This is a genomic window from Mammaliicoccus sp. P-M59, from assembly GCF_022386135.1.
Lineage (GTDB): Bacteria > Bacillota > Bacilli > Staphylococcales > Staphylococcaceae > Mammaliicoccus > Mammaliicoccus sciuri_A.
In genome coordinates this window covers 116,257-138,759 of the sequence record NZ_JAJNJJ010000008.1, presented here as the reverse complement: position 1 = coordinate 138,759, position 22,503 = coordinate 116,257, and the positions used below count along the sequence as shown (strand labels likewise).

The window sequence follows — 22,503 nt, the reverse complement described above, 5'->3', positions numbered from 1 at the left end:
GGTATATAGATGATTCATGTTATGAACTTTGATGGGGAAATAATTGATTTTATTTCAAGAAATGATAATGCTTTAGTAAAAGCCCAGCATGTAAGAGATATAATAACCAGAGTAGAAACATTTGATTTTACTATACTTTCATCTCGCACTGAAAAAATGCAAGAAAGGAACAGAATTATCATTCAAGATAAGAACGGTCACTATCGTGAGTTTATTATTGAACGTATATCATCCGATATAGACGGATATACTGAAATTGAGACAGCCGCATCATATTTAAATGATATTTCTAAAGCTAAACCATATGGACCCGGTAAATTAGAAAAGATGACTACAGCACAAGCTTTGTCAGATGTGTTAAAAGACACTGGATGGAAAGTGTCTGACGATACAGAATACGGAGGAATAAGAACAACATCGTGGACTTCATATCAAACTAGATATGAAGTTCTTTTACAATTATGTACTACTTTTAACATGGTATTAGACTTTCATATCGATATAGGTGAGACTACTGTAAAAAATAGATATGTAACGTTAAAAAAGGCGAATCCGATATTTAATGGTAAGGAAATCACTTATGGTAAAGATTTAATAGGTTTAAATAGAAATGTTGATTTTTCAGAAATTAAAACAGCATTATTATGTATTGGTCCTGAAAAGGATGATGGTTCTAGGTTAGAACTAGTTGTAAAAGATGATATGGCTCAATCTTTGTATGGATTACCTGGTCGATATAATTGGGGGATATATGAACCTGAATCAGACGACCAAGATATGACTGAAAGTCGATTGCGCACACTCGGTACTACAGAATTAAATAAAAGAAAATCCGAAGTTATTAGTTATGAAGTCACATCGATTGATATTGAAAAAGAGTTCGAGCATGAAGTAATTAATCTAGGTGATTTAGTACGAATTAAAAATACAGATTTCACACCTCCATTATATGTAGAGGCAGAAGTGACATCAGAAGATTATGATTTGATCAGCAGAGACGTTACTTATAGTTTCGGAGAATATGTTGAATATAAAGAAGCAGATCTTCGAAATGAATTTATAAAGAAATTAAACGATATCCGTGAGAAATTGAACAATAATATAAGTAACTCAAATATGATTATTACTAACAGAATAGAAGAAGAGATAGAAAGATTACAAAAGAGCATTCATCGAGGTTCGACGCCACCTATAAATCCAGAAGAAGGAGATTTTTGGTACGATACAACGAATCCTAAAGTTGCAGTATTGCGTGAGTTTGTGGACGGAGAATGGCGCAATGCATCGGCTCATGATGTTGAACAAATTGGTGGAATGACAAAAGAATCTATTATTTTCAATGAAATAAATGGTACATTCATTTCTCTATCTGTACAACATGCTAACTTAACTAATGAAGTATACGAGACATTAAATAGTGAATACTTAGTTGATGAAGATATTAGAATATTGTTAAGCGATGAATTGGACGGTTTAAATAACATATTTGAAAGTATCAGCTCTTCAGTTAATAGTATGACATCTGAAACAGCAACGATAGGCAAATTGATGGATACACAATCTTTGATAGTTCAGTATCGCGAAAAAATATATACTCTTAATAACGCATTGCTAAATGCAAGAAAGGCAATTGACGAACGTTTTAAATTACTACAATCACAATACACAGAACAAAAATACAACGAGGCAATGCAAAAAGTTGCAGATGTTATTGGGGGTACTTATAACGAAGAAACAGGACAATTAATTGCAGATATACCTAATAAAGAAATGCTTGAAGAAATGCGTGTGACAATCGAAAGTGCAATGGATGAAATGTCACAAGCCAATGAAGCGAAGTTACAGGAATTACAGAATGGTATTACTCAAACAAATCAACGTATAACCAACACAAACGAAGAATTAAGTGCTGGTATTTCTTCAGTTACCAGAAAAATTGAAGGTCTTAAAACAGATGGAAATAACTTAATTAGGTCATTTTTAAGTGACAGTCCAATGTTCGATAGAACAAGAGGCGCAATTTTTGAAAGTGAAACTAAAGCTATACTAAACAATGGTAAGAGATTAGATATTATGTTTTACGATGATTTTGAGAATGAGCTATTGCCTAACACAGATTACACTTTAAAAGTTGAAGAAAGTTCAAACGATATAGAAATGGGTGTGTTTTACAACAAAGGTGGAAATATTGTTGTGGGTTACGCTAACGTCAGAGAAATACAATTTAACACGAAAGACAAGAAAAATATTCTAATTGTTATTAGATCAAAAGCATCTAATCAATTTGTAAATAAAATTTCGTTATATAGAGGTTTAGTTGATTTAAGTTGGACACCTTCAAGTGATGATGTTGAGGAACAGATGAAAGAAATAAAAACATCAATAAAAGAGCAAAGTGCTGACATAAATATACTGAAAGACGGCATCAAATTAAAAGCAGATAGTAGCGAAGTAACGAAAATATACAATGAATATCTAGCACCAATTCAACATCAAGTAAATCAAAATAAAGCAGCGTTAGATATATGGCCAGATCAGATTAACTCGAAAGTATCTCGTGAAGAATATGTTACAAATTTCATGAACGTTGTAGAGATGTTGAATACCGCAAATTCAGAACGAACTCAACTAAGCAATCAGATTAAAGATAGAGTGACATTAAAAGATTATAAAGCAACGGAAGAAAAGCTAGAAACAATGGAAACTTCTATCGAACAAAATGGTCAGGAAATCAATTTAAAAGCAAGTAGTGAAGAACTAAACAAAAGCAATAAAACAATGTCACGTTTATTAGCTGATCTAACCATTAATACAACTACAGGATTATCTTTAGTTTTTGATGGAAACGGGACTATACAAAGTCATACAGTCGGTCCAAATGGAGTTAAAATTGATACTACCAAATTTGTAATTAATGATGGTGACGTAATTGTTCAAAATGGTAGAACTACAATTAAAGATGCTTATATTGATAAATTATTTAGTAAACAAGCCACAATAAATTATTTGAAAGCAATGGATGTTGATTTAAATAGAGCAACTGTTAGTGGTTCTCGTAATGGTGAATCAACAGTTTTAAGTGGTGGAAAAATTCGGTCGACTGGTTCGTTCGCACGAACATTTCCTCAAGGTAGTGTTACTTATGAGGCATTTACAGAATCATGGAATGGTGTTTACCGGTCTGGGTTGATATCGAAGCAGTTTGGGAATCGGAAATTAACTGATATTGAACGCTGGCTTGCTTTAACAGATAAGGGTATAACAACTCAAAGAGAAATTCATAGTCTGTCGCCTGACAAAAATGGCGCACGTTTTATAGATTTCTTTGCTGATGAAAGCTATAACAGTGACGTATACGGTCAAGGTATGCACATTTATTCAGGACAACAACTAACTATTGAATCTGAATATGGTTTGTATCTAAATGCTAACAAACGTTTTTATATTAGGACTGTTGACAGCGGGTTAGAAATAAATAGAGACGGTCAAAATCTAGTATTAAAAAGAACATCACCGTACACATCAGAAATCGGTTCTGGTGGTAGTTATATGGCGATTCAATCGTCTGACGGTGTAGAACAAGGTCATGTTGGTATCTTATCGAACAACCGTAATTTAAGTTTGTCATCTAGTTATGGAGAGGTTTTACTTAAAGGAAGCAAAGTTTTTGCGTTAGATAGTAACGGGAATAATCGAGTGCCTATGTATGCCCAATATTTTAGTGGCGAGAAAGTAATTGGTAACATTGAAGCTGCAGATACAAATATATACGCGATGTGCCATAGTGAATTAAGGGTGGTTAGTAAGGCAGGTTACAATGGTGGAGACATAACATATAAAAATATTCGTTTCAATTCATGGAACGCAATGTCTCATGAAAAATATAAATATGATATTGAAGAATGGAAGTACAACGTTTTAGATATTTATAAGAATGAACTTAAACTACATTCATATAAAGTCAACTCAGAAGCAGGCACTGAATATAATCGAATTCATCATGGTATTATCTTAAGAGAAAATAGTAAATTAGATACATTTCCGGTTGAATGGCGTAATTTAGATGGTTTTGATGGTAATGAAGTATTATGGTGGAATACAAAAGCGATTCAAGAACTTGCATTTGAAAACGAAGAATTGAAGAAACAAATTACAGATATGCAAGTAAAAATTGATGCAATATTGGAGATGATAAAATGATGAAAAAACTAGAAGAATTAACTAAGGAAGAACTTATCAAAGAAGTTCAGTACTTAAATGAATTAATACAAACCATGGTAAATAAAAACGCGCGACTTACATTAGAGGTTGCGAATTATGAAACACAAGAAAGAATGGCCGAACATAATAATCAAACGTCTAACAAATAAGTTAGGCGTTTTTTTATAAAATTAAAAAAGGAGTGTTTTAAATGGAACAATTCAAAGAATTTTATTTAGTTGAAGTAAATAAGAATGGTGAAGAAAGTGCATTAATGCAGAATTATTCAAACAGCTTTGTTAGAGGTGCTAATCCTAATACAGCATATAAATTTAAGGATGAGGCACAAGTCCAACAAGTATGTAAGATGCAAAACATGTTAGCTAGCATATTTCAAAATGGGACAAAAACTTATTATGTTGAACAAGATATAACACGAAACAAAAAACAAGAAAATGGACAAGAATACGTTGAGGATAAAGAAAAAACAGAAGAAACAGAATAATTTATAAGACACTTACCTTTTGGTAGGTGTCTTGTTATTTGTGAAAGTGGGTGGATTATGAACAAACTATCATTATCTGAGATGCTATCAACGACATTGTTATTTGGTTTAGGTGTCTTTAACTTGTGGCGCGGTATTTTTTGGACAGTTGAACAAGAAAAAGTGCTTAATGATTCTGATTTTTATAAAGCATTACATGAAATTATGCCTATATGGATATGGGGAATCTTAATGATCATATCAAGCTTATTTCTAATTGCTGCAAGCTGGTTTATACCGAAGAAAAACCACTTATTCCATTGGATGTTGCTTTTAGGTGGATCTACAAGTTCACTAATGTATCTAATTATGACAAGCGCAAGTTTATTTAACGCTATTAATTGGCTATCACCCATGCAATTTGCTACTTTGTCAGCAGTAGGTGCTTTAATTGCCTTTTTTGGGGGTGCTGAAATATATGTTAGACGAAAGTAAATACGTATTAAAATCAGACCACATAGATGACATTGGAAGATTAACAGGCAAAATAAAAGACGTAGACAGTAAACATATGCAGTTACACAATGACTTGAAAATAATCATTACAGGTTTAACAAACAACACAAACACATTAACAGAAACAAGTAAGAGAACAAATCGTATTTTGGAAAGTATTGATGAAAAGATGGACGGATACAATGACCGTATTAAAGATGTTGAATTTAATGTTGCTTCAACAACAAAACGTGTAGATAATATTGAGCATTCTGTGTCTGAACGTAAAAAAGGCAATGTGCAAATTTGGGTCGCAATAATAGGTACCTTAGGAACTGTTATTGTTGGGGCGTTAGGTTTTGCACAAATATTCTTCTAAGGAGTGATTAAATGAATAGCGATAAACTTAAACAGTATATAGCAATGTTTGGTGGCTTTGTTGGTGCTTTATACTTAGCACTTAATGCGTCTGGTATAAGCGCTGAATGGATCAACCCAGAGAAAGTAGATTTATGGCTTAATGTACTTAATGCAGGTTTACCATTCGTTTTAGTAGCTTATGGCGTGTATAAAAACACTTATCTTGTCACTACTAAAGCAAAGAAACAAGAAGAAAAATTAAAAGAATTAGATATGAAATAAGTCGGCTAATTAGTCGGCTTATTTTAATACGATTAAAGGAGTGTTACGAATAATGAAAAAACGAGATGGTGTTAAATGGGCTGTAAGCAATATAGGTAATAGGCTTACAGACGGACAAGAATATGGAGCTCAATGTGCAACATTTGTAATAGAGTTTACCAAAAAGCATTGGAAAGTTCATCCAACTGGTAACGCAAAAGATTTTATCAACTTCAAATGGCCAAAAGGTTTCCAAGTTATAAAAGGTAAAAATCAAATACCACAACCAGGTGATATCTTTGTATTCGACGGAAAACATGGACACACAGGTATTGTAACGGAGGCTAATACTAAATATTTTAATAGTATAGACCAAAATTGGTTTAATGCTAACTTAAACACGGGCAGTCCCGCAGCATTTGTAGAAGACCATGAATATACAGACTTTTTAGGTGTTATCAGACCACCATATGAAGATGCTGAAAAAGGTGCAGTTAAGAAAGCTACTAAAATAGAAACAATTAATAAAACGATCAACTATAAAATGGCTAATCGTTCAGGAAATTTAAAGGGTGTTGTCATTCATAATACAGCAGGTAGCGCTACTGCTAAACAAGATTATAACAACTTGCAAAGTACATCTATTGCTCGCTATGAAGCTGGTATTGCACATTACTACATTGATAGAAATACAGTTTGGCGAGCGATTGATACGTACAGTGTTGCATGGCATACAGCTAATCAAGATGGGAATAATAGTTATATTGGTTATGAAGTGAATGAGTCATTAAATGCTAGTGATAAAAATTTCTTAGCAAACGAACAAGCAACATTTAAAAAAGCAGCTGCTGATTTACTATATTATGGTTTACCTGTTAATCGTTCTACAGTTAGATTACATTGTGAATTTGTACCAACTGCATGTCCACATAGAAGTATGACAATTCATACAGGTTGGAATCCAGTTACAAAAGGTGCTGCGCCATCTAATATTGTTAATCAGTTAAAAGACTACTTTATCAAAGAAATTACAAAATATTATAATAATCCGTCATTACCAGCAGGTAGTCCATCAACTGATGTAGTTGTGAAAGCTACAAAACCATCAACAGTTAAACCAAATCAAGCTAAAACAAATACAGTTGTATCTAAAAATGTAGGTAATGGTTGGAAGAAAAATAAATACGGCATTTTGTGGAAAAAAGAAAAGGGTACGTTCACTTGTAAAGCTAAAGATGGAATAGTTACAAGATATAAAGGACCAAGTATTCATAATCCTATTGCTGGTGGATTAGAATATAATCAATCAGTTAATTACGATGAAATACAAGACTATGAAGGTTATATCTGGATTAGTTGGGAAGTATACAGTGGTGCAACTGTTTATATGCCAATTGGTAAGTCAAATGGTAAAGGACAACGAGTTGGTAGTGCTTGGGGTACATTTAAATAAAAAGTTATGATATAATAAAATCATAGAGTAATTACTTGGTTACTCTCTCAAATTTCATAGACGTCAAAAGGCCCTATCTAGCGGAAACTAGGTAGGGTTGTTTTTTAAATTAATCATGTTATAATCATTTTAGATTTGATTACTTCTCCCGATTTAATCTATCTAATAATTTGTTTCTATCATACACCTCACTTTTGTGGGGTGTTTTTTTATTTGATTAATTAACATTATTGTAGTATTAATATATATAGGCACGTAAAAGTGCTACCATATGACGAATTTCCCTTCCCCTGCCCTATCACTATGATTGATGGGGTATTTTATATTGCAATATTTAGCATAATTTGGTAATTTAGTAATACAAGGATTAGCTTAACACCCATTTTGTTTATCCTTGTACAACTAATATAATCTTTTTTTGTTTGGCCACTCTAGGAAACCCTTCATTGACTAGAGTGGTTTTTGTATGGAATAAAAAGAAGAAAGAATCACATATTGTACGAAATGTTTACTTTTTGTAACCTTTTTTGAACGTATGTATTGAATATGTTACGATAATACCTTATATTTAATCTAAAGGAGGGATAGTCGTGGCTAATGTTATAGATGTTGCAAATTTCTTAATTTATTCATATGAACAAAGAACAGGTTCTAAATTTGAAGATAGTGAATTGAAATTACAAAAGTTAATATATTTAGCGCAAAGGGAATCTTTAGCTTTAACTGGAGATGTTTTGTTCAATGATAGAATTGAGGGATGGAAACATGGTCCGGTTATACCTAAACTTCGTTTTTATTTAGAAGAGGAGTACCATCCGTGTGAAACAGATAAACTTAATGAAACTGAAAAGTATATCGTTAATAATGTGATTTCTCAATATGCTCGATACTCTGGATGGTATTTAAGAGAACTATCACATGAAGAGATATCGTGGCAAAGAAGTAGAGTTAATTTAAGTGAAAATGCACCCGGTGATAAAGAAATAATTCCTAAAGATATTATAGAAGACGCTAAAAAGATTAGAATATATGATCATGAATATGACATGTATATTGACGAATTTGAAGATGTTAACGAGGAGGAAGTGACATTTGGTTTCAGCTAAGACTCCTCAAGAATTGATAAACAAAATAGTCTATACAAGTTTTCCATTTTTTGATATACATTCAAAAAAGAAAAAATATAAATCACGACCAGTATTAATAATTGGTGCTGAAAAGAACAAGTTTGAATGTGATTTAACTATGCTACCAATTTCTACTGTTTCAAATAAAGAGCATTTGGATCCAAATTTTGATATTAATATTGGATTGATAGAATGTCCAAATTTAACAAGCATTACTCAAGATGAATGCTATGTTAGAACTCACAAACAATCTACTGTGCACTCAAAAGATATTATAACTTCAAAAAAATTTGATGATTTAAAACTAGAATATAGTGAGAAAATTGTGGGAATAAAAGAAAAATTACAAGAATTTAATAGCACCTTGTTTTAGGGTGAAATTCTTTAGTATACAATGCAAGAAACCCACCTTAATTGGTGGGCTTTTTTATGCTATAATATACATAGTAAAGGTACATATCTGCGGAGTGTATCAGAGGTTAACTGTTGCGACGGTTGTCTTTTTTTTATGTTTATATATTCATGTAGTAAAAAGATTAACTGAACTTCTTTTCAGTTACTAAAAAAGATGGCTACTTGTGGGCAGAGTTCGAATACCCAAGTCATCCAAAAGCTGGACGATTCTATTGTGCATTAGGACCTATTATACATAAAGAGGAGAAGTTAGAAAAAGAAACAAAATTATGGTTTGACTTGAAGATTACAAGTAAAAAGTAGTATTAAATATTTACTCTATTTAGTTTACCGGCTAGCTAGTTCATACACACAAACCCCACTTCTTTAACACAGAGTGGGGTTATTTTTCATTTATTTTCTTATAGCTTTTAATATAAACGATAGAACTAATATTAGAATAATTGAACCAATTAGTGCAGGGAAGATCGCGACTCCGCCCCAAACTGGACCTAAATCACCTAAAAGAGAGCCACCAATTGCTGAACCAATTAATCCGGCTATAATATTTCCGACTATACCTCCAGGTATATCTTTACCTAAGATGACGCCTGCAAGCCAACCAATTAATCCTCCAACAATTAACATTAAAATAAATCCCATAATAATTTCCTCCTTAATATGAACTATATTATATATAACCAAATCGAAATTGACTTAAACTTTTTTGTTCAAAAATATTAAATATGTTAGTCTATAAGCAGACATATTAAACACAATATGACGGCGAGCCTACTCATATAATTAAGTAGGCTATTATTTTGACTAGATTATCCATAGTGATATAATTAAATTAGTTTAAACCTATTATCTCCGTTTTAGTTTTAAACTCATATTTGGTAATACCTTTTTACACCTCACTAATAAGTGGGGTGTTAATAATTTGAATTAATACTAAAAGTGTAGTATTACTATATATAAGCACTTATATAGTGCTGGATTTTCATATATAAATAACCATTAACTTGCCCTGTCACTTTTTTTGTGATGGGGTTTTTATTATGTTACAATGATTATAGGTTTGTTTCTCTTCCAAATATAAACAAATCTAATTAAGTTATCCTATGCCCTGTCACTTTGTGTGATAGGGTTTTTATTTAATCCAATCTCTAATTTCTTTAGCTAAATTAAATGACTTTCCAAGAGCGCTATTATCTCTCAAATACTTTTCTCCAGATTCTGTAATACAAGTAATACCCTTATCAAACCAGATTAAGTTATCTCCTTTAGAATAACCAGTGATATAGCCTTCTCGTTTTAAGAAAAACGATTGCTCAGTAAAATCGTCTTGAACTATACCAAAATCATCTGCTGTAATTCTATTTTTCCCTTTGTCTACTTCTTTCAACATCGCATATCTTAACTTTTGTTTATTCAAAATAATCCCTCCATTTATTAACAATGCTACTCTATACCAATAATACAATCCATATTTAATAACACTTTCTCACCATTCTCTAGTACCTCTAACTTGCTATGCTCACTATCAAACTTATTAATTTCACACTCATTAAACACCTCATATAGAATTAATAGTCACACTATAAGAACAAGTATTATTTTGATAGAATTTGATTCCTAATAGCAGCCTCATTTTTAACAAATCCCCAAGTCTCCGACATATTTTTTAAAATCTCATATTTAGCAAGCTCTTTTAATTCTAAGTGTGAGGGTACTTATCAACAAACCCTATCTTACTTGTCCAAGTGACAATTGTGAATAAGTTTAGCTTCCGACAGTTGTTCCGACAGTTTAGGTATAAATAGGGGGTAAATAGGGATAAAATAAACATTTTGTTCGTATAAAAACGAACGCTTAAAAATCAATATAAAGACCGTTGTTATAAGGTTTTTAACGTATTCATGATAAAGTCAATACAGAACATTTGTACTTGTGCACAAGTTAACCACATTTTGTGGATAACATTAGTATAAGTTTTTAAATATTTGTGGATAAAACAGTTGATTTAGATCGAAATTTTACATTTTACTTGTGGATAACTAGGATAACTTTGTGGATTACTTGAAAAATAAGACTTTTTGATGTGTATAAAGATGTGCTTAATTATTTCAGAAAAAAACGACTGAGGTGTAAAATTTACCTCAGTCGTTTTTCGTTAATTTAACTTACTTTCAAGTTCTTCCCATTTTTCCATGTTTTCTTCGAGCAAACGTTCTGCTTCAACTCTTAAGTTATTAATTTCATTACTTTTTTCAATATCATTAAATATCTCTGGTAACGTAAGTTGATGCTCATAGTCAGAGATTTGTTCTTCATATGTGGAAATATTATTTTCAATTTCTTCTAACTGTCTTTCAAGTTTACGCTTTTCTTTTTTTAGTTGCTTTTGATTTGCGTAATATTGATCGTCTTTAGCCGTTTCAGTAGATTGGATGTCTTCTCGTTCATAACGACTAATAGCCTCACGTTGTTCTAGCTTTTCTAAATAATATTGGTAATCGCCTCTAAATAATTCATTTCCACTTTGTGTGATGTGGAAAATATTATTTGCTAGTTCGTTAATAAAATAACGGTCATGTGATACAAAGAGTAATGTACCTTCAAAATTTTGCAAAGCTTGTTCCAACATTTCTTTAGAATCGATATCTAAGTGGTTGGTAGGTTCATCTAGAATGAGTACATTGTTTTTTTCTAACATGAGTAAAGCGAGTTGAAGTCTAGCTTTTTCTCCACCAGATAAATCATTAATGACTTTTTTTACTTCTTCTTGAGTAAATAAAAATCTACCTAAAATCGTTCTTATATCTTTCTCAGGCATATGTGCATACTGATTCCAAACATAGTCTAAGATTGTCATATTAGAAGTGAATTCTGCTTGTTTTTGGTCGTAATAACCAATTTGAATATTAGAACCATAAACAATATTCCCACCTAAAGCAGGTATTTTTTGAGCAATTGTTTTAATCAACGTAGATTTACCAATACCATTTGGACCAATTATCGCAATACGATCATGACGCTTCACTTCTAAGTTGATAGGTGGTGTAATGCTTTTAGAATAACCGATATCTAAATTTTGAACTTTAAGGACATCTTCACCTGTAGCTTTAGTTATTTCAAAATTTATTTGTGCACTTTTAGCATCAAGTCTCGGCTTTTCGATTCTTTCCATTCTTTCTAGTACTTTACGACGACTTTTTGCCATGCCACTTGTTGAAGCACGTGTAATATTTTTTTCGACAAAAGTTTCTAACTTTTTAATTTCACTTTGTTGTCTTTCATATTCAGCCATGACTTTTTCGTAATGTGCATCTCGTTCTTTTAAGAATTTACTATAATTACCGACATACTTTTTAACAGAACCTAAAGCGACATCATATACTTGATTGACTATTTTATCTAAGAAGTATCTGTCGTGACTGATGATAACGATTGCGCCTTTAAAATGAGTTAAATAATTCTCTAGCCATTCAGTTGTTTCCATATCTAAATGGTTTGTAGGTTCATCGAGTAACAGTAAATCAGGTTCACTTAATAACATTTGAGCCATAGATAATCTTGTTTTTTGGCCTCCGCTAAATGATTGAATTTGTCTATCAAAGTCAGATTCTTTAAAGTCTAAACCTGTTAATACGGTCTTAATTTTGCTTTCGTAATTATAGCCATCCATTAATTCATATTGATTAGATAACGCTTCATATTGTGACAACTTTTCTTTATATATGTCTTTGTCATATTCATCAGCATGAATACTTAACCAATCTGTTAAAGTTTTCATTTTATCTTCAATATTGATAACGTCTTTAAATGGTTTTTTCATTTCATTCATAACAGTGTCATTAGAATCTAATGTCATTTGTTGAGTAAGGTATCCCATCGTAACTTGTTTACCTTTAGAAATATTTCCTTCATCATACGACTCAACACCAGCGATGATTTTCATTAATGTTGTTTTTCCCGCGCCATTTCTACCAACAATAGCGATTCTTTCACCGGTTTTTACTTCGAAATCTACATCAGAGAATATAACTTCTCCATCATAAGATTTCTCTAATTTATTTATTTGTAAAAGTATCATGTTTACACCTCTCTATTAGTTATTATTTTACATGAAAACGAGTGATAATTGTATGTAAATCACATACAATATTTATATAGTTATTTTACGTGAAGTTTGTTATAATTAAGCCATTAGATGTGAACGCAATCACATTATTTTATATTGGAAAAGGTGAGGATTTTGGCAAAGAATGATGTGAAGATCCCTAAAGCAACTTTGAAACGTTTGCCTCTTTATTATAGATTTGTTAGCACATTGCATAATTCTGGCGTAGATCGTGTTTCATCGAAAGAATTAAGTGAAGGACTTAAAATTGATTCAGCTACTATTCGTCGAGATTTTTCGTATTTTGGTGAATTAGGTAAAAAGGGTTATGGTTACAATATTAGTTATTTACTTAAATTTTTTAGAACAACGCTTGAACAAGATGATATGACTAAAGTCGCAATCGTTGGTGTTGGTAATTTAGGTACTGCACTTGTGAATTATAACTTTACTGTTAATGATAGAATGCAAATTGTAGCTGCTTTTGATCAATCAGAAGATATCATTGGTAGTATGGTTGGTAAATTAACTGTAGATAGTATGGATGATTTTGAAAAGGTAGTTGAAGAAGTAGGTATACAAGTTGTAATATTAACAGTACCACAACAAGCAGCTCAAAAAGTTGCGGATCGTATAACATCTTCGGGTATTACTGGTATTTTGAATTTTACACCTCAAAGAATTAATGTACCTGAGAAAGTGCAGGTTCATCATATAGATTTAGGAATTGAATTACAATCTTTAATCTTCTTTATGAAGAATCAATAGGAGGGTATCAAATGGAAGCTTTAATGTTTATTAACACACTTGGTATTTCAGGACCAGTCAGTTTATTATTTATAGGGGTAGTTGCATTAATTATATTTGGACCAAAGAAATTACCACAATTCGGTAGAGCAATGGGTTCAACTTTGAAAGAATTTAAAGATGCGACTGATGGCATGACAAACTTTGATGAGAAGAAAAGCACTCCAGAAGATGGCAAAGATAAAGAAGTTAAATAGAATTTTATTTAACAGATGTTCCCAAGAATGTGGCGGGTTTCCTGCCACATCTTTTTTAGATTGGAGGTAAGACGGTGGATAAAGACAATTTAACATTTGTCGAACACTTAGAAGAACTTCGTGGACGTATTATGATTATTGCATATTTCCTTGTTGGTGGTCTCATCGTTGGCTTTTTCGTAGCTAAACCTGTTATTTTTTATATAACAAACGATGATTTCACACAAACATTAGAACTCAATGCATTTAGAATAACGGATCCATTAACGATATACATAACAATGATAATTGTAATTGCATTTATCATAGTATCGCCTGTTATTTTATACGAATTATGGGCATTTATATCTCCAGGTTTACATCCGAAAGAACAAAAAGTGACATTAAGTTATATTCCATTTAGTTTGATTTTATTTGTAGGTGGTTTATTATTCTCATACTTTGTGATTTTTCCGTATTTAATTTCATTCACAATGGGATTAGCTGATGATATGGGGATTAAGCAAACAATCGGGATTAAAGAGTACTTTAGTGAAATGTTTAAATTTACTATACCATTCGGATTTGTCTTTCAATTACCAATTTTATTACTATTTTTAACGAGATTAGGTATCGTTACACCGATGTTTTTAAAGAAAAATAGAAAATATGCGTATTTTATTTTACTTGTTGTGGCTGCGTTAATCGCACCACCTGACTTTATGACACATATGTTATTTACATTACCAATGATTTTACTTTATGAAATCAGTATTATTATTTCAAAAATAGGCTATAAAAAATATTTAAAAGCAGAGCAAAAATTAATGGAAGAAGAACTTGGGATGGATGAAGAAGATAAAGAGCAGCTGTAGCTTATTGCTATAGCTGTTTTTTTATTGAATTGTCTGATATTTGTAATCAAATGTTAACTTGAATATGTGTTGTATATGATATATTATTATTCCTATCATTGTAATAGGAATAAGGAGTTGTTTATATGGTTTGGATGATTATAAGTGGACTTATAGTCGGAATATTACTTGGCTTTGTTATGCAAAGAACACGTTTTTGTTTAACAGGCGGGTTTAGAGATATGTATGTACAGAAAAATAATAAAATGTTTTATGCTTTATTAATTGCAATCTCTATTCAAAGTATTGGATTATTTACACTAGTTGGATTAGGTGTATTTAAGCTAGAAGCAGAAACATTTCCATTAGTAGGTACGATATTTGGATCATTTGTATTTGGTATCGGAATTATCTTAGCTGGTGGATGTGCGACTGGGACTTGGTACAGAGCAGGCGAGGGATTAATTGGAAGCTGGATAGCCTTAGTATTATATGGTGTAACAGCAGCAATTATGAAATCTGGACCATTAAACCCTGTTCAAGAAAAAATTAATTCATATAGTGTTGTTAACTCTAATATGGCAGAAACACTTAATGTACCTGTATGGGTATTGATTGCTATTTTAGTGATTGTTACAGTTTATTTTGTGACAAAGACTCTCAAAAAACCAAAAGTAGCAATTCCTCAATTAAAACAAAAATATACTGGCATTCGTCATATCTTATTTGAAAAAAGATATCACCCATTTGCAGCTGCAATTGCAGTAGGGATAATAGCTTTAATTGCTTGGCCAATGAGTGCTTCAACAGGAAGAATTGCTGGCCTTGGTATTACAACACCTTCAGCAAATATCGTACAATACTTAGTTACAGGTGATGCTTCATTAATAAACTGGGGCGTATTTTTAGTACTTGGTATATTTATCGGTTCATATATTGCAGCAAAAGGTTCAAGAGAATTCAAATGGAGAATGCCAGATACTAAAACTATAAGAAACAGTGTTATCGGTGGTGCTTGCATGGGTGTTGGTGCATCATTAGCAGGTGGATGTTCAATCGGTAATGGTTTAGTTTCAACAGCAGCTATGAGTTGGCAAGGTTGGGTTGCTTTACCATCAATGATCGTTGGTGCATGGTTTATGAGTTATTTCATCTTTGTTAAACCTAGAAAAGCAAGACAAACTAAGACACAAGTAAGTACACAAAGTATTTAATAAAAGGAGTCAATATATATGGTACATGAATTAGGTACAGTAGGAATGGTATGTCCGTTCCCTTTAATAGAAGCACAAAATAAAATGGATGAATTACAGGTAGGCGAACAATTGAAAATTGATTTTGATTGCACGCAAGCGACAGAAGCACTTCCAAATTGGGCAGCAGAAAATGGCTATCCAGTTACGAATTATGAACAACTTGGAGATGCTTCATGGACAATAACGGTTGAAAAACAATAAATTATATTTAACCTAGAAACAAAGACATTAGGCTTTGTTTCTAGTTTTTTTTGTTTAAAACTGCATTTTATTTATAAAGAATTGGAAACGGTTTTATGATAAAATAAATGACTGAGAGGTGTATACATGAAGACGATTAAAGATATTGCTAATATGGCAGGTGTTTCTAAAAGTACAGTTTCTAGATATTTAAATGGCGGCTCCATTAGTAAAAGTACAAAAGAAAAAATACATAAAGTAGTAGAAGAAACAGGATATAAACCGAATCAATTTGCTCAAAGTTTAAAGGCTAAGAGAACAGGTCTGATCGGTGCAATTGTACCTAGGCTAGATTCCTATGCAACAACTGAAACGTTAAAAGGTATTGAAACAACTTTACTTAAACAAAATGTTCAAACAATGATTGTAAATACAGATTTATCAAAAGGTAGAGAAATTGATTCTATTTATATGTTAGCTAAGCGTAAAGTGGATGGCATTATTTTGATGGCAACGAACATTTCTGAAGAACATATGAAAGCAATTGAGTCAGTTGAATGCCCGATTGTTATTGTTGGTCAATCTCATGAATCACTTTTATCGATTGTTCACGATGATTTCCAAGCAGGTAATCAAGTTGCAGAATGGTTATTGAAACATCAAAAGCACAATATTACATATATCGGTGTTTCTGAACATGACATTGCAGTTGGTAAGACGAGAAAAGAAGGCCTGTTTGTCCCACTAAAGGATCAAGGCATCAAACCAACATTTATTGAAAGTAGTTTCAGTATTAAAGATGCTCAGATATTGGGTAATGATATTAAGTTGAGAGAAGACGAAGTTATTGTCGCTGCTACGGATAATATAGCATTAGGTATATACCATACACTTTTAAAAAGAGAAGTTGATATGCCAACGATTATTGGATTTGGTGGAAATAAGATGACAGAAATTGTGGCACCTCATATTGGAACTGTAAAGTTTAACTATTATTTAGCTGGTGAGACAGCTGTTCATGTATTAAATAAAAGTATAAATCACGAAACGGTAGATAAATTAAATATTATTGAAACACAATTTGAATGGTTAAAAAATTAAGCCTTTCAAGTATGCTAAAATATATATATTATGGAACCGGTCTAAATCGGATGTAAGGAGAATGATAATGGTAAATTGGACACGAGAAGAAAGATATAAAAAATTATCAGACATATCTGATGAAGCATACAATGAATTAATAGATAAAGTAAATGCGTCAAAATGGCGTCAAACTTTTCATATTCAACCAAAAACGGGATTGTTAAATGATCCAAATGGTTTGGTATATCATAATGGTGTTTATCATATATTTCATCAATGGTTTCCGCTTGGTGCAGTACATGGTTTGAAGTATTGGTATCATTATACAAGCAAAGATTTATTAGAATTTAAAGATGAGGGAATCGCTTTAGCGCCTGATACAGAATATGATAGTCACGGTGTATATTCGGGTAGTGCCTTTGATTATGATGGTAAGTTATATTTAATGTATACGGGAAATGTGCGAAATGAAAATTGGGATCGTAAATCTGTCCAAATGATTGCTGAACAATTAGAAGATGGCACTTTTAAAAAGTTTGATCAGCCAGCTATTCCAAACAAGCCAGATGGATATACTGAACATTTTAGAGACCCTAAAGTATGGTTTGAGAACGGAAAGTACTATGCAATATTTGGGATTCAAAGAGAGAATGAAACAGGTACGGCTGTTATATATGAATCTGAAAATATTCAAGATTGGAACTTTAAAGGCGAAATCGAAACACAACTGCAAAACTTTGGTTATATGTGGGAATGTCCAGATTTATTTAAGTTAAATGATAAAGATGTATTTATCTTTTCACCTCAAGGTATTGAAGCGGAAAATAACCAATTCGAGAACATCTATCAATCTGGTTATTTAATTGGTGATTTTGATATAGATACGTTGAAGTTTGAGCACAAAGAATTTGTTGAATTAGACCAAGGATTTGACTTTTATGCACCACAAACATTCTTAGATGAACATGGTGATAGAATTTTAATTGGTTGGATGGGACTTCCTGAAATAGATTATGCTACAGATGAAGAAGGTTGGGCACATTGTTTAACGATTCCAAGAGTATTAACAATTGAAGAAGGCAAACTGAAACAAAGACCTATAAAAGCACTAGAAAAATTAAGAACAAATAAAGAAACTGCTGAAGGTTATGCTAATAAACATTCAGTTAAACTTCACCCATATGAAGGTAAACAGTTTGAATTAATGATAGAGATTTTAGAGAATGAAGCTAGCGAAATATACTTTGATTTAAGAGTTTCTAAAAAATGTTCAACGCAAATTATTTATAATACACGTTCTAAACAACTTACTTTAGATCGATTTGAAAGTGGTATTGTGAGTGAAGCGGTTGAGAAGACAACTCGTACAACAACTTTAGATAACGACTTAAAAGAACTGAGAATTTATAGCGATACATCTAGTTTAGAAATTTTCGTTAACGATGGTGAAAAAGTATTAACAACGAGAATATTCCCTGATGAAGATGCTGTTAATTTCAGAACTTCTACAGAGTCTGGCCAAGTTTACTTGAAGTTTACGAAATATGACTTACAACTAAATAATTAAATGAATCAAAAACACTTGTTGTTCTGATACAGCAAGTGTTTATTTTAATATCAGTAAATTGTAAGAAATATGAATAAGTTATTACAAAATATTAATTCTGTGTAACATATGGCGTTCAAGCATAGAAAACAAAGAAACATTCCTTTATACTTTAACTATTAATTAATGTAGAGGAGGGGAAGAATTTTTATGAAGATATTTAAAAATGCTATGATTTCAACATTACTATTATCTTCTATGGCATTTGGAGTAGCACACGGGAATAATACAGATGCAATAGAGAGCAATGAATCTAGTACAAAAGATACTTCTCCGAACACAACTCAAGAACAATCGAATCAAAATATAGAAGCACAGCAATCCAAAGAAACTGATTCAAATAGCGAACAAAATAGTAAAACTGAGGAAACAACTACTGAACCGAAGTCAGAAGAAGATTCAAGCACTGAGGAACAGTCATCAGAAGAACCTACTAGAGATAAAAAGTCTGAACAAAAATCAGATGAAAAGCCAAGTAAAGAAGAACCAACAACAGAAGAACCAAGTACAGAGCCGAAATCAGATCAGAAACCAAGTACAGAAGAACCGAAGACTGATGAAAAGCCTAGTACAGAGGAGCCATCAACAGAAGAACCGAGCACTGAAGAGCCAAAAACAGATGATAAACCAACATCAGAAGAACCAAGTACAGAAGAGCCAAAGACAGATGATAAACCAACAACAGAGGAACCAACAACTGAAGAGCCAAGTACTGAACCAAAGTCTGGTGAAAAACCGAGCATGGAAGAACCTTCAAGTAATGATAACAATCATCAAGTACCACCACCGAACCAATCCAATAGTGGGAAACCATCTTCTGAAGAACCTAAAACTAATGAACCAAATTCAAATAGCAATAATGATCAAAATGTAAATCAATATAAACCAACAATGCCAGCATATCCAAATACAAATGAAGTAGGGGATGAATATTACAATCCGCAATACACTGATGAAAAGGCGCCTAAATTTATACCTGGCCATTCAGAAGCGTATTATAGTAAATTGGATGAAGATGTACTAGCGCTTGTAACAAGTAAAGTTGGTAGTAGACCTGATTTAGCACAACCAAAATTTAAAAAGACTAATAAAACGACTGAAACTACTTCTGTAGATGATGATGATACTAAAACAGAAACAACTCAAACTACGACAGAAAGTTTTGAAACAGCTTCTGACGACAAAGGTATTTCTAAACCATTCATCATTGGTATTTCAATCGCAATCGTACTAGTATTAGGATTCATCATATTATTCATAATGCGAAGATTTTCAAAATCATAAATAAAAATAAAGTATAAGTGAGTCTGGGGCAGAAATGTTCTAGACTCTTTTTCATATTTTTAGAAATAGGATGCTGAATATTGCAAGTGAGGCATGACTAGCAATGTTGGAGGACCTCGTATTTATCAAGATTGTCCAAACAAGATAAATAGGAGCATTGTATTTATCAAGACTAGTGAAACAAGATAAATAGGGGCATTCTATTTATCAAGACTAGTGAAACAAGATAAATAGGAGCGTTGTATTTATCAAGACATACCAAACTAGCAACATAGAACTCCTGTATATTGCAAGACATACCAAACTAGCAACATAGAACTCCTGTATGTTGCAAGACACACAAAACTAGCAACATAGAGATTCCGTATGTTGCAAGACATATCAAACTAGCAACATAGAACTCCTGTATGTTGCAAGACTGACCAAACTAGCAACATAGAGATCCCGTATGTTGCAAGACTCCCTAAACAAGCAACATAGAAGCCCCGTATGTTGCAAGACTCCCTAAACAAGCAACATAGAACCTCACGCTTACATTGATTTTTCCAAATAAAAGAGACTGGCACATAATGTAATGTCTCAGTCTCTTCTAGTATCTTGGAAGTAGACTTCTGTCCAGCTCCCACCTTTTTATTAAAATTCACTTTGATCAATATTCTGTGTTGCTTTGTATAATGTTTCTATAATGGATTTTACAGTACCTTCTTCAAATGGAGATTGTAACTGAACAGATGCCATAATATCAATAAATGATTGTGAACCGCCGATTTGACATATTTTTAAGTAATCAGACCATGCTTGTTCTGGATCATCTTCTTGTTTAATGAAAAATTGCATTGCACAAATTGTCGCTAATGTATAATCAATATAATAAAATGGTGATGCAAAAATATGACCTTGTCTATGCCAGAATGCACCATTTTCAAGATGTTGAATATTGTCATAGTCTACACTTGGGAAGTATTTATTTTCTAAATCAGACCAAGCTTTTCTACGTTCTTCTGAAGAAATGTCTGGGTTCTCATAAACAAAGTGTTGGAATTCATCCACTGCTACACCATATGGTAAAAATTTAATATTATCTTCTAAGTGTGCTAATTTAAATTTATCCGTATCTTGTTTGAAAAATAATGACATCCATGGATAAGTTAAATATTCCATGCTCATTGAATGAATTTCACATGCTTCTGAAGTAGGGAAGTAATATTCCGGCACAGAATACTTCAAGCTTTCAAATACTTGGAAAGCATGGCCAGCTTCATGTGTCATAACTTCAATATCACCTTGTGTGCCATTAAAGTTCGCGAAAATGAATGGTGATTTAAAATCATTTATGATTGTACAATATCCACCACTTTCTTTTCCTTTTTTAGCTTCTAAATCAAATAATTGTTTATCAATCATAAAATCTATAAAATGACCAGTTTCTTTAGAACGTTCATGGTACATTTTTTTAGCATTTTTCACGATTTCTTCTGTAGATATTTGTGGTTTTGGCGATCCCGTTTTAAAAGTGAAATTATTATCGTAAGCTTTTAAACTGTCAACACCAATACGTTTTGCATGCTGTGATTTGATGTCTTCAGTAATAGGTACGACATGTTCTTTAACTTGCTCTCTAAAAATTTTTACATCATTTGCGTCGTATCCAATTCTTTGCATTCTATCATAGCCAAGTTGAACAAAGTTCTCGTATCCTAATTTTAAAGCTATTTCATGTCTTGTTTTTACAAGATCATCATAAATACGATCTAAATCCTCTAGATGATCTGCAAAAAACTGTTCTCTCGCTTTAAATGCATCTTTTCTAATTTCTCTATCTTCGTTGATTAAGTACTTACTGAATTGTGATAAGTTCAAATGTTCACCGTTATATTCAATATCTGCTGAAGCAATTAATTTATCATATTCGCTTACTAATTTATTTTCTTTAACAAGTAAGTCATTAATAGAAGGATTATATGTATTAAGAGCAACTTCTGCTAAAGAAAATAGTTGTTGTCCAAAATGCGTAATTAAATCATTTTTAAATTTAGATTTTAATAAAGATTGATAGAATAAATGGTCTAAATGTTGTATTTTAGGCATTGTTTCATCAAAGAAATCTCTTTCTTTATTATAATATTCATCATTTGTATCGATAGATGCTCTTATGTAAGCTAGGTTATAATGTGTATCAGTATGGTTTCTAATCTTATTAATTTCATTAATCGCCTCAATTGCTTGATTGACCGTTTCTGCATTATCGAATTCATTTAATAATGATTTGGTTTGTTTTTCTTTTTCTTCAATATTGATTTGTTCATATTGATAATCTTTAAAAGTTAACGTCATGTTAAAACCTCCCTTAATACATTT

At 32.0% G+C, this 22,503-nt stretch carries 22 protein-coding genes; 18 read left to right on the top strand and 4 right to left on the bottom strand.

Annotated features, from left to right (window positions below; translation table 11 throughout):
* Positions 1-9: 9 nt before the first annotated feature.
* The 10 genes from LQ617_RS12920 (at position 10) to LQ617_RS12875 (ending at position 9,097) form a co-directional block, all read left to right on the top strand.
* Positions 10-4,200, top strand: a complete 4,191-nt coding sequence (locus tag LQ617_RS12920; RefSeq protein ID WP_239740527.1) for a phage tail spike protein — start codon at positions 10-12, stop codon at positions 4,198-4,200.
* A complete protein-coding gene (locus LQ617_RS12915) occupies positions 4,197-4,370 on the top strand; it encodes a hypothetical protein (RefSeq protein WP_239705781.1) in 174 nt (57 codons plus the stop codon). Before LQ617_RS12920 ends, LQ617_RS12915 begins: the two co-directional genes overlap by 4 nt.
* A 41-nt stretch (positions 4,371-4,411) precedes the next feature.
* Positions 4,412-4,705 carry a hypothetical protein gene (locus LQ617_RS12910; protein ID WP_239733699.1) on the top strand — a complete coding sequence of 98 codons (294 nt, stop codon included), beginning with the start codon at positions 4,412-4,414 and terminating at the stop codon, positions 4,703-4,705.
* Between the two features lie 57 nt (positions 4,706-4,762).
* Entirely contained in the window at positions 4,763-5,179 is a 417-nt protein-coding gene (locus tag LQ617_RS12905) for a G protein-coupled receptor family protein (protein ID WP_239740526.1), read from the top strand.
* Positions 5,163-5,558: a hemolysin XhlA family protein gene (locus LQ617_RS12900; RefSeq protein ID WP_239740525.1), complete on the top strand. Its 396-nt coding sequence runs from the start codon at positions 5,163-5,165 to the stop codon at positions 5,556-5,558. Before LQ617_RS12905 ends, LQ617_RS12900 begins: the two co-directional genes overlap by 17 nt.
* A gap of 11 nt (positions 5,559-5,569) precedes the next feature.
* Entirely contained in the window at positions 5,570-5,821 is a 252-nt protein-coding gene (locus LQ617_RS12895) for a phage holin (protein ID WP_239740524.1), read from the top strand.
* 52 nt (positions 5,822-5,873) lie between these two features.
* Entirely contained in the window at positions 5,874-7,253 is a 1,380-nt protein-coding gene (locus LQ617_RS12890) for an SH3 domain-containing protein (protein ID WP_239740523.1), read from the top strand.
* A gap of 590 nt (positions 7,254-7,843) precedes the next feature.
* Positions 7,844-8,359, top strand: coding sequence for a type II toxin-antitoxin system antitoxin SocA domain-containing protein (locus LQ617_RS12885; RefSeq protein ID WP_204243466.1), 516 nt, complete (start codon positions 7,844-7,846; stop codon positions 8,357-8,359).
* Positions 8,346-8,753 carry a hypothetical protein gene (locus LQ617_RS12880; protein ID WP_239740522.1) on the top strand — a complete coding sequence of 136 codons (408 nt, stop codon included), beginning with the start codon at positions 8,346-8,348 and terminating at the stop codon, positions 8,751-8,753. The genes LQ617_RS12885 and LQ617_RS12880 overlap by 14 nt, the downstream gene beginning before the upstream one ends.
* Positions 8,754-8,920: 167 nt before the next feature.
* The gene (locus LQ617_RS12875) at positions 8,921-9,097 is read left to right on the top strand and encodes a hypothetical protein (RefSeq protein ID WP_481816978.1); all 177 of its coding nucleotides are present in this window, start codon (positions 8,921-8,923) and stop codon (positions 9,095-9,097) included.
* A gap of 90 nt (positions 9,098-9,187) precedes the next feature.
* Here LQ617_RS12875 and LQ617_RS12870 read toward each other — a convergent pair whose 3' ends face one another.
* The 3 genes from LQ617_RS12870 to abc-f all read right to left on the bottom strand — a co-directional run bounded on the left by LQ617_RS12870 (position 9,188) and on the right by abc-f (position 12,872).
* Positions 9,188-9,436: a GlsB/YeaQ/YmgE family stress response membrane protein gene (locus LQ617_RS12870; protein WP_049320909.1), complete on the bottom strand. Its 249-nt coding sequence runs from the start codon at positions 9,434-9,436 to the stop codon at positions 9,188-9,190.
* A 490-nt stretch (positions 9,437-9,926) separates the two neighbouring features.
* Positions 9,927-10,211 carry a YjcQ family protein gene (locus tag LQ617_RS12865; protein WP_239740520.1) on the bottom strand — a complete coding sequence of 95 codons (285 nt, stop codon included), beginning with the start codon at positions 10,209-10,211 and terminating at the stop codon, positions 9,927-9,929.
* Between the two features lie 738 nt (positions 10,212-10,949).
* Positions 10,950-12,872, bottom strand: a complete 1,923-nt coding sequence (abc-f, locus tag LQ617_RS12860) for a ribosomal protection-like ABC-F family protein (protein ID WP_239740519.1) — start codon at positions 12,870-12,872, stop codon at positions 10,950-10,952.
* A gap of 162 nt (positions 12,873-13,034) precedes the next feature.
* Between abc-f and LQ617_RS12855 the strand changes: the two genes are divergently transcribed.
* The 8 genes from LQ617_RS12855 (at position 13,035) to LQ617_RS16030 (ending at position 20,145) form a co-directional block, all read left to right on the top strand.
* Positions 13,035-13,667 carry a redox-sensing transcriptional repressor Rex gene (locus LQ617_RS12855; RefSeq protein WP_025905057.1) on the top strand — a complete coding sequence of 211 codons (633 nt, stop codon included), beginning with the start codon at positions 13,035-13,037 and terminating at the stop codon, positions 13,665-13,667.
* An 11-nt stretch (positions 13,668-13,678) separates the two neighbouring features.
* Positions 13,679-13,903, top strand: a complete 225-nt coding sequence (gene tatA / locus LQ617_RS12850) for a twin-arginine translocase TatA/TatE family subunit (protein WP_025905058.1) — start codon at positions 13,679-13,681, stop codon at positions 13,901-13,903.
* A gap of 74 nt (positions 13,904-13,977) precedes the next feature.
* Complete coding sequence (gene tatC, locus LQ617_RS12845) at positions 13,978-14,757, top strand: twin-arginine translocase subunit TatC (protein ID WP_103361776.1); 780 nt, start codon at positions 13,978-13,980, stop codon at positions 14,755-14,757.
* 125 nt (positions 14,758-14,882) lie between these two features.
* Positions 14,883-15,950 (top strand): YeeE/YedE family protein, encoded by a 1,068-nt coding sequence (locus LQ617_RS12840; protein ID WP_025905060.1) that lies wholly within the window; start codon positions 14,883-14,885, stop codon positions 15,948-15,950.
* A gap of 18 nt (positions 15,951-15,968) precedes the next feature.
* Entirely contained in the window at positions 15,969-16,193 is a 225-nt protein-coding gene (locus LQ617_RS12835) for a sulfurtransferase TusA family protein (protein ID WP_025905061.1), read from the top strand.
* 126 nt (positions 16,194-16,319) lie between these two features.
* Positions 16,320-17,273, top strand: coding sequence for a LacI family DNA-binding transcriptional regulator (locus LQ617_RS12830; protein WP_239740518.1), 954 nt, complete (start codon positions 16,320-16,322; stop codon positions 17,271-17,273).
* Positions 17,274-17,340: 67 nt separating this feature from the next.
* A complete protein-coding gene (locus LQ617_RS12825; protein ID WP_239740517.1) occupies positions 17,341-18,822 on the top strand; it encodes a glycoside hydrolase family 32 protein in 1,482 nt (493 codons plus the stop codon).
* 189 nt (positions 18,823-19,011) lie between these two features.
* Entirely contained in the window at positions 19,012-20,145 is a 1,134-nt protein-coding gene (locus LQ617_RS16030; protein WP_275590282.1) for an SdrH family protein, read from the top strand.
* 633 nt (positions 20,146-20,778) lie between these two features.
* Here the strand turns inward: LQ617_RS16030 and LQ617_RS12815 are convergent.
* Positions 20,779-22,479 carry a M3 family oligoendopeptidase gene (locus LQ617_RS12815; protein WP_239740516.1) on the bottom strand — a complete coding sequence of 567 codons (1,701 nt, stop codon included), beginning with the start codon at positions 22,477-22,479 and terminating at the stop codon, positions 20,779-20,781.
* Positions 22,480-22,503 lie beyond the last annotated feature (24 nt).

Bases quoted from the DNA above. Each gene is read 5' to 3' on its own strand.
- LQ617_RS12830 (WP_239740518.1), top strand. From the start codon at position 16,320: ATGAAGACGATTAAAGATATTGCTAATATGGCAGGTGTTTCTAAAAGT.
- LQ617_RS12890 (WP_239740523.1), top strand. From the start codon at position 5,874: ATGAAAAAACGAGATGGTGTTAAATGGGCTGTAAGCAATATAGGTAAT.
- LQ617_RS12840 (WP_025905060.1), top strand. From the start codon at position 14,883: ATGGTTTGGATGATTATAAGTGGACTTATAGTCGGAATATTACTTGGC.
- LQ617_RS16030 (WP_275590282.1), top strand. From the start codon at position 19,012: ATGAAGATATTTAAAAATGCTATGATTTCAACATTACTATTATCTTCT.
- LQ617_RS12815 (WP_239740516.1), bottom strand. From the start codon at position 22,479: ATGACGTTAACTTTTAAAGATTATCAATATGAACAAATCAATATTGAA.
- LQ617_RS12905 (WP_239740526.1), top strand. From the start codon at position 4,763: ATGAACAAACTATCATTATCTGAGATGCTATCAACGACATTGTTATTT.
- LQ617_RS12870 (WP_049320909.1), bottom strand. From the start codon at position 9,436: ATGGGATTTATTTTAATGTTAATTGTTGGAGGATTAATTGGTTGGCTT.
- LQ617_RS12895 (WP_239740524.1), top strand. From the start codon at position 5,570: ATGAATAGCGATAAACTTAAACAGTATATAGCAATGTTTGGTGGCTTT.
- LQ617_RS12915 (WP_239705781.1), top strand. From the start codon at position 4,197: ATGATGAAAAAACTAGAAGAATTAACTAAGGAAGAACTTATCAAAGAA.
- LQ617_RS12920 (WP_239740527.1), top strand. From the start codon at position 10: ATGATTCATGTTATGAACTTTGATGGGGAAATAATTGATTTTATTTCA.
- LQ617_RS12910 (WP_239733699.1), top strand. From the start codon at position 4,412: ATGGAACAATTCAAAGAATTTTATTTAGTTGAAGTAAATAAGAATGGT.
- tatA (WP_025905058.1), top strand. From the start codon at position 13,679: ATGGAAGCTTTAATGTTTATTAACACACTTGGTATTTCAGGACCAGTC.
- LQ617_RS12825 (WP_239740517.1), top strand. From the start codon at position 17,341: ATGGTAAATTGGACACGAGAAGAAAGATATAAAAAATTATCAGACATA.
- LQ617_RS12900 (WP_239740525.1), top strand. From the start codon at position 5,163: ATGTTAGACGAAAGTAAATACGTATTAAAATCAGACCACATAGATGAC.
- LQ617_RS12835 (WP_025905061.1), top strand. From the start codon at position 15,969: ATGGTACATGAATTAGGTACAGTAGGAATGGTATGTCCGTTCCCTTTA.
- abc-f (WP_239740519.1), bottom strand. From the start codon at position 12,872: ATGATACTTTTACAAATAAATAAATTAGAGAAATCTTATGATGGAGAA.